This window comes from Kineosporia babensis, assembly GCF_021129305.1.
GTDB classification, from domain to species: Bacteria; Actinomycetota; Actinomycetes; order Actinomycetales; family Kineosporiaceae; genus Kineosporia; species Kineosporia babensis.
This window is the reverse complement of the sequence record NZ_JAJOMB010000020.1, coordinates 1-13,533: the sequence shown is the minus strand read 5'-3', so window position 1 is coordinate 13,533 and position 13,533 is coordinate 1. Positions and strand designations below refer to the sequence as shown.

General features: G+C 68.6%; 13 protein-coding genes. 7 read left to right on the top strand and 6 right to left on the bottom strand.

The genetic code is table 11. From position 1 onward, the window contains the following. Nucleotides 1–46: 46 nt before the first annotated feature. Nucleotides 47–628 (bottom strand): TetR/AcrR family transcriptional regulator, encoded by a 582-nt coding sequence (locus tag LR394_RS29655; protein ID WP_231447885.1) that lies wholly within the window; start codon nucleotides 626–628, stop codon nucleotides 47–49. Between the two features lie 239 nt (nucleotides 629–867). On the opposite strand from LR394_RS29655, the gene LR394_RS29650 reads away from it, so the two are divergent. The 4 genes from LR394_RS29650 (at nucleotide 868) to LR394_RS29635 (ending at nucleotide 3,137) form a co-directional block, all read left to right on the top strand. Continuing rightward, nucleotides 868–1,428: a hypothetical protein gene (locus tag LR394_RS29650; protein ID WP_231447884.1), complete on the top strand. Its 561-nt coding sequence runs from the start codon at nucleotides 868–870 to the stop codon at nucleotides 1,426–1,428. A gap of 9 nt (nucleotides 1,429–1,437) precedes the next feature. Further along, a complete protein-coding gene (locus LR394_RS29645; RefSeq protein WP_231447883.1) occupies nucleotides 1,438–1,869 on the top strand; it encodes a VOC family protein in 432 nt (143 codons plus the stop codon). Nucleotides 1,870–2,085: 216 nt separating this feature from the next. Next, on the top strand, nucleotides 2,086–2,448 hold the full coding sequence (locus LR394_RS29640) for a hypothetical protein (protein ID WP_231447882.1): 363 nt from the start codon (nucleotides 2,086–2,088) through the stop codon (nucleotides 2,446–2,448). Nucleotides 2,449–2,552: 104 nt separating this feature from the next. Then, a complete protein-coding gene (locus LR394_RS29635; protein ID WP_231447881.1) occupies nucleotides 2,553–3,137 on the top strand; it encodes a hypothetical protein in 585 nt (194 codons plus the stop codon). On the opposite strand, the gene LR394_RS29630 is transcribed toward LR394_RS29635, so the two are convergent. Then, nucleotides 3,121–6,570 (bottom strand): protein kinase domain-containing protein, encoded by a 3,450-nt coding sequence (locus LR394_RS29630; RefSeq protein WP_231447880.1) that lies wholly within the window; start codon nucleotides 6,568–6,570, stop codon nucleotides 3,121–3,123. The genes LR394_RS29635 and LR394_RS29630 overlap by 17 nt on opposite strands. 175 nt (nucleotides 6,571–6,745) lie before the next feature. Between LR394_RS29630 and LR394_RS29625 the strand changes: the two genes are divergently transcribed. The 3 genes from LR394_RS29625 to LR394_RS29615 all read left to right on the top strand — a co-directional run bounded on the left by LR394_RS29625 (nucleotide 6,746) and on the right by LR394_RS29615 (nucleotide 8,991). Further along, on the top strand, nucleotides 6,746–7,291 hold the full coding sequence (locus LR394_RS29625; protein WP_231447879.1) for a Chromate resistance protein ChrB: 546 nt from the start codon (nucleotides 6,746–6,748) through the stop codon (nucleotides 7,289–7,291). 11 nt (nucleotides 7,292–7,302) lie between these two features. After that, nucleotides 7,303–8,472 carry an MFS transporter gene (locus LR394_RS29620; RefSeq protein WP_407937153.1) on the top strand — a complete coding sequence of 390 codons (1,170 nt, stop codon included), beginning with the start codon at nucleotides 7,303–7,305 and terminating at the stop codon, nucleotides 8,470–8,472. Between the two features lie 90 nt (nucleotides 8,473–8,562). Next, on the top strand, nucleotides 8,563–8,991 hold the full coding sequence (locus LR394_RS29615; RefSeq protein WP_231447877.1) for a hypothetical protein: 429 nt from the start codon (nucleotides 8,563–8,565) through the stop codon (nucleotides 8,989–8,991). Nucleotides 8,992–9,112: 121 nt separating this feature from the next. Here the strand turns inward: LR394_RS29615 and LR394_RS29610 are convergent, their stop codons facing one another. From LR394_RS29610 to LR394_RS29595, 4 genes are all read right to left on the bottom strand, one after another. Further along, a complete protein-coding gene (locus tag LR394_RS29610) occupies nucleotides 9,113–11,116 on the bottom strand; it encodes a HelD family protein (RefSeq protein ID WP_231447876.1) in 2,004 nt (667 codons plus the stop codon). 48 nt (nucleotides 11,117–11,164) lie between these two features. Continuing rightward, a complete protein-coding gene (locus LR394_RS29605; protein WP_231447875.1) occupies nucleotides 11,165–11,788 on the bottom strand; it encodes a TetR/AcrR family transcriptional regulator in 624 nt (207 codons plus the stop codon). A gap of 60 nt (nucleotides 11,789–11,848) precedes the next feature. Further along, nucleotides 11,849–12,622, bottom strand: coding sequence for a sulfite exporter TauE/SafE family protein (locus LR394_RS29600; protein ID WP_231447874.1), 774 nt, complete (start codon nucleotides 12,620–12,622; stop codon nucleotides 11,849–11,851). A 38-nt stretch (nucleotides 12,623–12,660) separates the two neighbouring features. Then, nucleotides 12,661–13,533, bottom strand: an 873-nt coding sequence (locus LR394_RS29595) for an alpha/beta hydrolase (protein WP_231447873.1), incomplete at its 5' end; no start/stop codon positions are given.

Here is a 13,533-nt window from a genome sequence, read left to right as displayed (position 1 = left end):
GGGAGCATTTACTTGCCCGGCAAGCTTAAACAACTGCTCCCATCGGTCAGACGAGCCCTTCGAGCACTCCCGACAGCAGCCCCCAGACCCGTTCGCCGAACGCCCGGACCTCGTCCTCACCGGCCGGTTCGGGGTCGGCCAGCCAGGTGGAAAGCAGGGCCAGGGTGCCCCCGGCGACGAAGTGCGCGGCCTCGAGTGCGCGATCGTAGGGCACCTCGGGCTGGCGCAGCAGGATCAGGTCGCGCACGTGCTCGGTGAGGTAGCTGACCACCTCGCCCCGGCTCTGCCCGAACGACGTGGTCTGGCTGACCAGGCAGCGGTACAGCCAGCGCACCCGGTTGAGCTCGCCGATGAGTTCGAGCAGGGCCTGCGGCGGGCCGGTGTCCTCCGGGCGGGGCACCGCGGCGCTGCCGGCCAGGACGTCGAGGTCACGCCGCACGGTCTCGGCCAGCAGATCGTCCGGGCTGGTGTAATGCAGGTAGAAGGTGGGCCGGCTGACCTTGGCCACGCTGGTGATGTCGGTGATCGAGATGCCCGCCGGATCCCGCTCGCGCAGGAGTTCGCGCACCGCGCTGCCCAGTTGAGCGCGGGTGCGCTTGACGCGGGGGTCGAGCGGCTCGGCGATCATCATTGCACTATCCAACACCCGAACCCCACAACGGTTTTCAGGGCAAAGGTCCGTGCGAAAACAGGACCATGCGCACTGGGGCGATCTAAACCCGCAATTAAGGACGTTGTGGGCGCCTGATCGGGGCGCGGAGGCTTCCAGCCGTCCCGGGAACGATAGGGCACGCTATCGGCCGGGAGCGAGCGACCTGATGGCCCGGTCGGGAGGCGCTCGCCGGAGAGCCGGGTCAAAATGCGGCAATGCGCCGCAAACTTCAGGCTCTACCGCTGTGGGTCACGGCGCTGCTCGCCTGGCCATTTGTCACGGTCTGCGTTCTGGCGGCCAGTCTCTTGGTCAACCCTTTCATCGGTGTGCAGAAGAGCTTCGCAGACCTGGCGATCGATGCGGCGATACGCGGGCTGAGCATCGGCCCGGTCACGGTGATCATTCTGGCCCGTTACCACCGCCGGGCCCGTGAAGTCACCGGTATCGAGGACCGTGACGAGTTGCGCGTTGTCCAGCGCGCGACTCAGAAAGGTCCGGTGCCGAGCGATCCCCGACTGCGGGCGGCAGCCCGGAATCTGGCTCTTGATCTGCGTGAGAAACAGCTGATGCTGCGTCCTTTCGCCGTGTGCTTCGAGATTCTGCTCGGGCTGGCCTTCACCGCCGCGGTGGTCTGGTCGTTCTGGTTCGCCGTGGTCGCGACGCTCTTCTTCCTGATCGCGGCGCTGACCTGGACTGCCCCGCGCCGGATCGAGCGGCGGATCGAACTGCTCAGCGATGCCGAGAACACCTCAGCCGATACCAAGGGCGCTCGCTAGGATCGGCGCATGGCGACGGTACGCGAGGTTCAGGTCACCTTCGACTGTGCGGAGCCGGAGATGGTGGCGCGATTCTGGTGCGCGGTGCTGGGTTACGAGGCGCCGCCGCCCAGCGGGTATGCGAGCTGGGACGAGTACCACCAGACTCTGCCGCCCGAGGACCGCGGCTCGCACTATGCCTGTGTGGACCCGGCCGGGAAGGGCCCGCGGCTGTTCTTCCAGCGGGTTCCCGAGGGCAAGACGGTGAAGAACCGGGTGCACCTGGACGTGCGGGTCGGGACCGGAATGGTCGGGGCGCAACGTCAGGCTGCGCTCGAGGCCGAGTGCGCCCGGCTGGAGAAGCTCGGCGGCAAGAAGGTCCGGCTGATGGTGGCCGATGAGGACAACGAGTCCTGCCTGGTCATGCAGGACATCGAGGGCAACGAGTTCTGCCTGGACTAGATTCGGTGAGCGGGCGGGCGGATCTGGTTCGTCCCGTTTCCGGCGGCAAGTACAGCGTGAGTCTGCTGATCGGTAAGCTTGGACACGCCTGGCACCAGGATTTCGCCGAAACCTCTCATGTCCTACTGGGGACGGCCGACTGAGGCCTCAAGATTGCCCCTCCACCGCGCAATCAAGCATCTCCCGGATGTGAGGCTCAGCGGTATGGACGTAAAAGTGTCAGTCGCGCCGGCTCCGATGCCGGCGCCGGTACCACCCTCTTCGTCGGTCGCGGTCCAGACCCTGACCCGCGGATCGGGCGAGTCGGCAGGCCCTTCGGCCGGGGACAAGTTCCCGATCATGGCCTCCCAGCTCGCCGCTGCCCGGCAGGGCGCCTCCCTGGCCGCAATTCCCTGGGACGACATCACCTCGGCCGACCTGTACGCCATGCACAACAGCGGAATCATCGACGCCCAGTTCCTGAACCTGGCCCTCAACTACATGACGATGGCGCCCGGAATGGGGCGCGGCGAACCGCTGATGCCACCGACCATCTCCAGCACCCCGGACGGAAGCATCAGCCTGGACGGCTACATCTGACACGCCCGTTCGGGTAGGCGCCCCTCACACCGCTTTCCGGCCCGCCGACCGGCATTCGCAACAGGCCGGAAGACCGCTGGCCCTTGAGGTGCCACGGAGGCCCGGTGACGTCCCACGGCTCAATGCCGCCCAACTCCGCCTTACCTAAGGCATCCCCGGCCGACCAGGCACCCAACTCGGCCATCCCCCGGCAGCGCGGCGGACGTCCGGTGGTCCGCTGTGAGGTCTGCGAGCGCCGCTTCCCCGCCGGAGACGACTCGGGAAGCGTGCTGCCCCTGCACGTGGGGGTAGACGGCGAGACCTGCCCAGGCGCCCAGACAGTTCAGTTCACGCCGTACCAGCCTCCGTGCCCGGTCTGTTCCATCCCCGTCCAGATGTTCTACGGAGCGCAGGACGGGCAGTACTTCCCGGAGCACAACCGTCCCCGCACCGAGGACGACCCCGCCGTAGAGCTCTGCAGCGGCAGCGTGGCCGAAGATCTGCCGCGTCAGCGTTCCGCAGCCCCTGCCGGCATGGCCGCTGGGCGGCGTCGAATCCCGCACTGGGCCCAGGACCTCGTCAGCACCCTGATCACCTGGGCCTTCCTGATCGGGGCGCTGCTGGTGGTCGTCAGCCTGATCTGGCTGGTGGTGACCATGACCCAGGACAGCGCCCTGAACGCCCTTCCGGTGGTTACTTGGCGGGCTTGAAGGTCCGCATCACGATGTCGAAGTCGTCCTGCCGGGACTCCCAGTCGTCCGCCGGGATCGACCAGACCAGGGCGTAGGCTCGGGAGTCGCTGATCCGCATGTTCCGGTTGATCACGTGCAGCTGGTTGCCGTTCGACGTGCGCCAGGTGTACTCCCAGTCGGCCGCGTCGTAGTTCCGGTACTTGATCTCCTCCAGGCTGATCAGCTTGTACCCGGAGAACCGGTTGCGGGCCGACGGCTCGTTGGCCTGCCAGTCCTTCAGCGCGTTCGGCTTGGGCTCGGTGGTGGTGTCGACCTGCAGGTATGCCCCGCTCCGAGAATCGCGGAAATACACGCTGCTGTTCCGCGTCGAGCGCTCCCAGCCCTTCGGCAGCGCCACACTGAACCCGGTCGAGTCCCGCCGCACCTCGAAATCGTCGGGAAGAGCATTCGGATCAGAGGACGGTTCGGTCGCCTCAGGCTCCTGGGTCTCCTGAGTGGGCGCTTCGGTGGGGGCCTCGGTCGGGTCGGCGCCTTCCGTCTCTTCGGCCGAGGGCTCGGCCCCTTCGGTCGCCGACGCGCTGGGTGTGGGCTGCGGGGGTGTGGCCTGGTCGGCCGGATCGTCTCCGCGGGTCTGGACCAGGATCAGGGCGATGGAGACCAGGACCACGGCAAGCGCCGCGACCACGGCCAGCCGGCGGCCCTCCGGGGGAAGATTACGTAGCCGGTGCGAAAGCGGTGGCCGGTCGCGCGGTGGCTGCGGTGGGGTAGCTGGTTGCAGCGGTGCCGCGGGGGAGTGCGTGGTGGGCTGGGTGCTCGACGACGGGGTGTTCTGCGACGGGGTAATTGTCGACGGGGTGGTTGGAGCGGGCGGCGAGGCGTCCAGTGCTTCGGTGGGCGCGGGCTGGACCTGTGCGGACGGGATAGCTTCCGTGGCAGCAGGTTCCGCCGGGGTAGAGGCGGCACTCGACGGTGCCGCGGCCGAGCCTGACGCCGCCGAGGTCTTCGCCGTGGATGCCTGCGGGGCGCTCGGCGTAGCGGTATCTACGGACGGTGCCGCCGCGGGGGTAGGAGCTGCTTCGGCGCTGGCCTTCGTGGGGCGGCCCGGCTTCGTGGTGCCGTCGGGAGTGGGGCTGCCAGGAGCAGCTTTGGCGGATGCGGCGGTGACGCTGGTGGGTGTTGCGGGACTAGATGCGGCATCAGCGGGTGTGGTGCTGCCGGGTGCTGGAGTGCTCGATGTAGAGCTGCCGGATGTGCCGCTGGTGGGCGTCACGGTGCCGGGTGTGCCCTGGGCGGGTGTTGTGCTGCCGCCGGGTGTGCCGTCGTGCTTGGCAGTGCCGGGTGCAGCGCTGGCGGACGTGGTGCTCTCGGACGTGGGGCTGCCGGGAGCTGGAGTTCTCGATGCAGAGCTGCCGGGCGCATCGCTGGTGGGCGTCACGCGGGGTACAGCGCTGGCAGGCGTGGCGCTGTCGGACGTCGCGCTGTCGGACGTCGCGCTGTCGGAGGTGGTGCTGCCGGGCATCACGGTGCCAGGCTGGCCCTGGGCGGGTGTTGTGCTGCTACCAGGCGTGCCCTTGGCGGGTGCGCTGTCGTGCGTGGCGGTGCCGGGTGCAGCGCCCTCGGACGTGGCGCTCCCGGACGAGGCCGGGTCCAGGTCCGGGGTTGACGGGTCACCGGGTGTTGCGTCGGTGTCTTTCTTCGCCGCGTTGCCGGAGCTTGCTTCGGCGTCGGGTGCCGGTTTGTCGCCAGAAGACTTGGCGGATTCGGGTTCTGGCTCCTGGCCAGAGTCTCCCGTGGAGCCTGCGGCGGTAACGCCGCTCAGCTTGGAAGCCGCGGCCTTGTCAGCGGATTCGTCTTCCGAGCTCGGCTCGGTCTTCGAGGCGGGCTCGGCTCGGGAAGCTGCCTCGCCGCTGGAGGTGGGCTCGGCCTCGGAAGCGGTTTCGGGGCTGGAAGCAGGCTCTGCCGTGGAACTGGCCTGAGTCTTGGTGGCCGCTGCCTCGGATGCGGGCTTGCCCTGGGAGCCGGGTCCAGCCTGAGACTTGGCATCGCCATCGGCAGGCTCGACATCGGGGCTGAGCTTGGCTCCGGCCTGACCCTTGGCCTCGGCGTCAGACTCGTTCTCGGGACTGGACTCGGCTGCGCCTTCACCTTGAGCGCTGCCTTCTGGGGCCGTTGGCGCGGCGCCCGCAGCCGCCTGCTCGTCAGCCTCGGCGGAGTCCTGACCCGGTCGCCCGGCTTCCTCGATCGACTGCGCGGCGCCAACCGGCTCGACCTGAGCCGACTCTGCTTCAGCCGGCTTCTCGCCCACCGATGCCCCGCTGCCCGCCACCGAAACGCCCGGTACCGAAGCGCTCGGTACCGAAGGGCCGTCTGGCGTGGCATCCGGGGCAGCAACGTCTGCCCCATCGACTTGTGCTTCACCGGTCTTTGGGGCAGCGGAATCGCCGGCCAAAGCGGTCTCGGCCGGTTCGGCGGCGAGCGGCTCCGAAGGTGCGCCACCGCGGACCGGACCGGGGGTGCCCGAGGCGAGCACACCGTCCTTTGGTTCGCTCTTACCCGGCGCAGCCGTTCTGGAAGGCAGCCCGAGGATCGGCGGCACCACCCGCGTCTGCGCCTCGGCCAGCTTGGTCCGCGCCCGCAGCAGCAACTGCCGGGTGCCGGCCGCGTCGGGCCGCGCCCAGGCGTCCTTCTTCAGCATCTGCGCGATCACCGGGCCGAGGGCACCGGCGTTCACGGTCGGCGGCGTGGGCTGATTGACCACAGCGGTGAGGGTGAGCACCGCGGACTCGCGGCGGAACGGGGGCAGACCTTCGGTGATCGCGAACAGCGTGGCCCCCAGGGACCACAGGTCGCAGGCCGGGCCAGGCGACTCGCCGCGGGCCCGCTCGGGGGACATGTAGCCCGGCGAGCCGACGAACATGCCGCTGGTGCTGAGCGTGGTCTCGTCGGTGATCCGGGCGATGCCGAAGTCGGTGAGGACCGCTCGCCCGCTGTCGGTGACGATGATGTTGCCCGGCTTGACGTCGCGGTGCACCACCCCGGCCCGGTGCGCGGCCTCCAGGGCGTCCAGCAGGTCCAGGCCGATGCCGATCGCCTGGTCCAGCGGGATCGGCTCGTCCTGCTTGATCAGGTCGGACAGCGTCTTGCCGGACAGCAGCTGCATCACGATCCAGGGCCGGCCGTCGGCCTGGAACACGTCGAAGATGGTGACCGCGGAGGGGTGGTCGATCCGGCCGGCCGCGCGGGCCTCCCGCAGCATCCACAGGTTCAGGTCGTCGCGCTGCTGCTGGTTCACCCCGGCCGCGGGGCGCAGTTCCTTGATCGCGACCGGACGGTGCAGCAGCACGTCGAAGCCGGTCCAGACCGCGCCCATCCCGCCGCGGCCCAGCAACTCACCGATGCGGTAGCGGTTGGCCAGCAGCTTCTCGCCGGACCGGTAGTCGGACGTACTCATGACGCGGTACTCACCCCGCGCTCCTTCCGTCCGTTCGCCGAAGCCCGCTCAACCGCGGGCGAATCTCTCCCACCGGTCTTGTATCCGAGATCGGGTGAACACCACAAACCTGGCATGTAGTGAGCTCGATCGCCAACTCGCACGTCGCGATGTAACGCCTGCTACATTCACTGCTGTGACGGACGACGTGAGTTGGCTGATCCTGGTGGTCAAACTCCCCGCCGAGCCCTCCCGCCACCGGGTTGCCGTGTGGCGGGAGCTGCGCAAGGTGGGGGCGTTGTCGCTGGGGCAGGGCATCTGGGCGGCACCCGACGTCCCGGTCTTCGCCGAGGGCGTCGAACGCGCGCTGGCCCTCACCGAGCGGGCCGAGGGGGTGAGCGTGACCCTGCAGGCCTCGGGGCGCACCGCGCTGGACGCCGAGCGCTTCCGGGAGATGTTCACCGCCGAGCGGGCCGACGAGTGGAAAGAGTTCCTGGCCGACTGCTTCAAGTTCGAGCAGGAGATCGCCAAGGAGATCCGGGTCGCCAAGTTCACCCTGGCGGAACTGGAAGAGGAAGAGCAGAGCCTGGAGCGGCTACGGCGCTGGCACCGGGACATCTCGGCGCGGGACGTGTTCGGCGCCCCGGCCGCCGCCGAGGCCGGTGAACGGCTCAAGCAGTGCGCCGAGGCCTGCGAGGACTACGCGGAGAAGGTTTTCGCCGCCCTGCACGGGAACCGATGATGCAACGTTCGATGTGGCCGCTGTACGCGGCCGGATTCACCACCGCCTTCGGAGCCCACGGCATCGCCGCCAACCTGGGCGGATTCTCCGACGACATGGTCAGCTCATTGCTCGTGCTCGGCGCCCTGCTGGCCCTGTACGACGGCGCCGAGGTCGTCCTGAAGCCGGTCTTCGGTGCGCTGTCCGACCGGATCGGCGCCCGGCCGGTGCTGCTGGGCGGCCTGATCGCCTTCGCCGCGGCCTCGTCGTTGTACGTGATCGCCGACACCCAGGCCATGCTCTGGGCCGCCCGGCTCGGTCAGGGCGCGGCCGCCTCGGCCTTCTCCCCGTCGGCCTCGGCCCTGGTCGCGCTGATCAACCCGGCGGCGAAACGAGGCCGGGCCTTCGGCAGTTACGGGTTCTACAAGTCCATCGGCTACACCCTCGGCCCGCTGCTGGGCGGTGTGCTGGTCTGGCTCGGTGGCCTGCGCCTGCTCTTCCTGGTCATGGCGTTGTGCGGTGCGCTCGTGGCGCTCTGGGCCTGGCGCGAGGTGCCCGACGTGAAACCCAAGGCAAGCAAGCGTCAAACCCTGGCCGATCTGGCCAGGCGCCTTTCTGACCGGGCGTTTCTGGCCCCCACTGCCGCGCTTGCGGCTGCGACAGCTGCGCTTTCGGCCGGTGTCGGTTTCTTGCCGGTCTCGGGTGCGGCGGCTGGTCTGGGGACGATCGCGACCGGTGCGGCGGTCTCGGTCCTCGCGGCGACAGCGGCAGTGGTCCAGCCAAGGACGGGCCGACTGATGGACGAGGGGCGCCTCACGGTGCGCTTCGGGTTGCTGACCGGGTTGTTCATCACCGCGGGCGGTCTCGCGTTCGCCATGGTGCCCGGTCTGACCGGCATCCTGATCGCGGCCGCTCTGATCGGCGCCGGCACCGGCATGGTCACGCCGTTGGGCTTCGCCGCGCTGGCTGCATCTACACCGGAAGAACGCATGGGACAGACCATGGGCTCGGCCGAACTCGGTCGCGAACTTGGAGACGCGGGAGGTCCCCTTCTGGTGGCCGGGGTGGCCGCCGCTTCGGCTCTGGTCTGGGGGTGGGCGGCGCTTGCCGTGATCGTGGGGCTGGGCGCGTTGATCGCTTCGCTCGGCGGGCGCCGGGCTCCAGCGCAGTCGGTGGCGGACCGGCCGGAGACGGCGAGGTAATCGGGACCAAAGGCCCGGGCCACTCGTCCCTGATCGATGCTCGTTATCGTGCGAGGGCGTGAGTGCGCTGACCGACTAGGAGATCTCCCTGTGAACGACGTCTATCTGTTTATCCACGTCGCCACCGCGATCATGTTCATCGGCGCGGTCATGGTGGCCACCAGCTTATTCCCGAGGTACGCGGCGGCGGACGACGCAGCCGAGGGTGGGCGTGCGGTTGCCGTGGCGATGCACCGGATCACGCAGCTCTACGGTCTGCTGGCGCTGATCTGCCCGGCGGCCGGGGCGATTCTGGCGGTGCGGTACGGCATTCTGGGCGAGACCTGGATCTGGCTGTCGATCGTGCTGGTCGCTGTGGCCTGGCTGATGCTCCTGCTGAAAATCATTCCCCAGCAGGAGAAGATGCTGACGGCCGAGTCTGCTGGGCTGAGCAAGCTGCGAGGTCAGGCGGCGGCTTTCGCCGGCGTGTTCAACCTGCTGTGGTTCGTGGTGCTGATCCTGATGTACGCCAGGCCCTGACTTCTGGTTGTCGGCAGACCCTCACTGATCTTCAGTGAGCGGAACGTCGATCGGAAGGCCTGCTGCCAGGGCGGCATCTGCCAGTCGATCCGAACGGGAATCGGTGCTTGGGGTGGGAGTGCTAATCGATCGGCAAGGGGCGACGGTGCAGAATTTCCAGACGGGTGACTGCTCTGGTGAGTGCAACATACAGGTGGTTCAGGCCGCGGGCGTCCCCCTCGACGATGGCAGCCGGTTCGACCACGATGACATGGTCGAACTCCAGGCCTTTGGCCGTGGCGGCGGGCAGCACGCTCACTCGTGGTGGTGACGTGTTGAGGCCGGCTGCCGAGACCATCCGTTGGAGGCGGCCGACCTCGCCGGGCGCGGCGATGACGCCGATGGAACCCGGCAATTTCACGGCGCTTTGCACGGCTTTGAGGGTTGCCCGCGTGAGGTCGGGGGTGGCTTGGACCGCCAGATGGCCGTCCGTGCGGAAGGATAGCGAGGGAGGGACGCTGACGTTGAGCGAGGGCAGGAGCCGGTTGGCGTAGGCCAGAATGGTGGCGGGTACGCGAAAACCGGTCGTCAGGGACAAGATTTGGGACTCTGGTTTGCCTAGGTGAGCCAGCTGTTCAGGCCAGGTGCGGGCGGCCCAGGGCGTGGTGCCCTGAGCGAGGTCACCGAGCACGGTGACGGAGCCCAGGTCGACACGTCGGCCGAGTACGCGGCACTGCATGGGTGAAAGATCCTGAGCCTCGTCGATCACGACGTGCCCGTACCCAGGAGGGCGTTCCACCAGAGCAGCCACCTCGTCGATGAGCACCAGGTCCGCGTCGGACCAGCGGGCACTCTTCCAGGAGCGGGGCGGCTTCGGCCAGAGCAGGGCTTTCTGCTCCTCGGCGGTCAGCCTGCCGTCGGCTGCGGCGGCGAGGGCGGTCGGGGAGGTGAGTACCGCGGCCACGATCTCTTCAGGACGAACCTTGGGCCAGACCGAGTCGACGAACGCCGCGATGGAACGACCCGTCTTACGCATCCATTCGTTGTTCTTCGGCCCGGCCCGCCGCTCGGCCTGCTGCCGGACCACATTCACCACCCGGGTCCGGACCCGCTCGCGACCCACGGCGTACGGGGCATCCTGAGCCAGGACGCCGGCCACCACTTCGCGCAGTTCGTCGAGCGAGACACGCCAGCGGTACGAGCCGTCGACCACGGCAACGGATGAGGTGGGTTCGGTGACCCGCGCATACAGCGCGCGGCGCAGTACCTGGGCCATCCGGGCGTCGTGTTTCACCAATGCGGTGGCCTGCGGATCCTGGGCCCGCACCGGGTGGCGGGCGATCTCGTCCTGGATCGTGCACTGCCGCACCTCGAGCTCGCCCAGCGAAGGCAGGACATCGGAGATGTACTGCAGAAAGGCCCGGTTGGGGCCGACGATCAGAAGCCCGCTGCGTTGGACCCGGCCGGGATAGGTGTAAAGCAGATAGGCGGCCCGGTGCAGGCCGACGGCGGTCTTGCCGGTGCCGGGCGCTCCCTGCACGCACACCGACTTGCTCAGCGGTGCCCGCACCAGATCGTCCTGCTCGGGCTGGATCGTGGCCGCGATGTCACGCATCGGGCCGACACGAGGTCGTTCGAGTTCTCTGGCCACCGTCAGGCTTGGTGCCGACTCGCCGGCGGCCAGGTGTTCGTCCTCCAGACTGCTCAGATCCTCGGATGCCCCGCTGCTTCCGGGAGTCCAGCCGAACCGACGCCGTACCGCCACACCCTTCGGGTCGTGAGCGCCGGCCTGGTAGAAGGCGCGTGATACCGGCGCTCGCCAGTCGACGACGAGGGGTGGCGCCTCGGGATGTTCGGCGAGCCGGCGGCGACCGATGTGGTAGCTCTGCCCGAGGTGGTCGCCGGCTGCCGATGACTCGTCAAACGTCACACGCCCGAAGAACAACGGACGATCCGGCTCCTCGCTCAGTGCCTTGGCCCGGCTGCGCAGCACGTACCCCAGCGCTTCGGCGTCTGCGCCGGAGGCCGCCACCCCTTCACCGGCGACCACCTGCTCGGTGCTGTCGGTGATCGTCGCCGCCAGTGCTGTGCGGCATCGATCGTGGTATCGCCGTTCCTGGTCCAGAGCGTGATCCAACGACTTCACACCACAAGGATAGCGCAACCGAGTATCAAATGTTACTGAGTTGTGTTTTCAGGAGAGTGCGGTCAGTCCCTGCCGAAGCTGACCGAAGGCAAGATCTGCTGAGGCGACCGCGTCAGAAACCATCGCGTCCGCCGCCTCCCCAGCGGACACACGTCTCCAATTCTCCAGCGCGAGGACCCTTTGCACCGCGACGATCTGGCCGGCGGCCAACCGGGACGCGATCGCACCGTTCTCATCCAGTGCCTGGGTCAGCGCCGATTCCGCACGCATCGTGTACTCGTACAGGCGGGCGACCAGCCGGGGCGTTCCGTACAGCAGTGAATGAAAGGCCAGCACCTGCGGATCGTCGTTCAGCCCGGTTACCGGATCCCGGGCGTGCAGCCGGTCGAGGAAATGGTGATGCAACGCATCCAGTGGTGACTGGTCCGTCAACCGTTCGCGCACCACCCGGGCGGCCTCGTCCTCATGATCGGCCAGACGGTGCAACGCGAGATCTTCCTTGGCAGGGAAGTACCGGAACAACGTGGGTTTGGAGACCCCGGCCGCGCTCGCCACCTGTTCCACTGACACCTTGTCGAACCCGTCGGCCAGAAAGAGGGCGATCGCCGCATCCGAGATCTCGCGATACGTGCGCTGCTTCTTGCGCTCCCTCAGGCCCGGCTGCTCGCTCATGGCCACCGATCGTAGGGGGTGAGGCACAATCGGCCGTTGATCGAGCCGGTCACGGTGACCTCAGCGCAGAGCCACGGCCGCGCCTGAAATGACCAGCAGCACGAGGTAGGCCCAGGCATGAACGGTGTCGGGGACGGGAACGCGGCGGCGTCGGAGCAGGATGACGACGGGAATCGCGGAGACCAATAGACATGCGGCGGCCCCGATGTCGGCCGAGCCCACCAGTAGACGTCCGGAGTCGTCGGCGTCGGGGGTGGTCAGGAGCGCTACGAGGGTTGCGGGGAGCGCGATGGCGAAGGTGAGGGGGTTGGCCAAGGCTGTCGCGTCGGCCATGGAGACGCCAGAGCGGCGCATGGCCGGCACAGTGAGCACGCTGCCCCCTACACCGAGGAAAGAGGCGACGGCGCCGATGGGGATGCCTAGGGAGGGCGGTGCTTGGCGGGGGTTGGGGGAGTCGGGGTGGACGAAGCCTGGGCGAAAGAGCAGATCCAGCACCGTCAGCCCGATGTAGGTCACGAACGCCCACTTCAGCACCCGGCCGTCGACCAGTGGGTTGGCGGCGGCGCCCAGAGCGCCGCCGATGGCCAGGTAGATGATCAGGGCGGGTTTGATCCGGGCCAGCAGTTCGCGGCGCGAGGCCAGCGTGGCGACCAGGGCGTTCACCAGCATGATCAGCAGCGAGGTGGCGGTGGCGATGCCGAGCACCTGGGCCCCGTCGCCGCCGTGCGCCCAGGCGATCACCGGCACCGCGACGAAACCACCGCCGAAGCCGAACCACACCGTGCTCACGCCGAGCAGCACGCCGACGCCGACCAGGATCAGATTGACCGTCACCCCCAGAGCCAACAACCAAATGGGGGACGTAGTCGAGTTCAGTTTCGCTCGTGGGCGCTGCCGAGCAGGGTGGTGGAGGTCAGCCAGTCGGCCATGCGCGTGATGCTGGCCTGGGCCTGAGGGACGTCAGGGGTGTTGAGATGGCCGTGGACGGTGTCGGGTTCGCGGATCACGGTGACGTCCACGCCTCCGGCGAGCAGTTCGGCGCCGAACTGCTCGCCGGAGGCGCGCAGGGTGTCGTGGTCGCAGTTGATGATGAACGTGGGTGGTAGGCCGCTGAGGTCGTGGCCACCGGGGAAGGCGTAGGGCTGTTTGAGCAGGGCCGGGTCTTCGACGTAGTTCAGGTTCATCGAGCGCACCGAGTCCGGCCAGAACGCGGCCTCGTCCGGCAGGGCCTCGGCCTTGGCCCGGAGCTCGGCCGACAGCGGCGGTAGCTCGGCGTGGACCACGGGGTAGGCCAGGAGCAGGGCACGGGGGACGGGCCCGCCCCGGTCGCGTAGGCGGAGGGTGGCGCCGGCGGCCAGGTTGGCTCCGGCACTGGCCCCACCGAGTGCCCAGGATCGGGCGGTGTCGTGGTTGCTGGCCCAGACCCAGGCTGCGGTGACTTCTTCGGACGCGACCGGGAAATGGTTCGGCCGCTCGAGGTCGTTGTCGGCGGCCAGGTCCTTCCAGCGCGGTCCCTCGGGCTTGGGCACGCGCCGGTAGTCGACGGTGACCACGCGAATGCCTCGCTGTGCGAGCCGGCGGGCCACCCAGTCGTTCTCGGGCATGTCCAGGTCGCCCGCGAAGAAGGCGCCGCCATGGCACCAGACCAGGCCCAGATCGCTCGATTCCCCGTCGGGCAGGTAGATGCGCAGCGGGATCGTGCCGTGGGGGCCGTCGATGCCGCGTTCCTCGATCACTGGGTACGC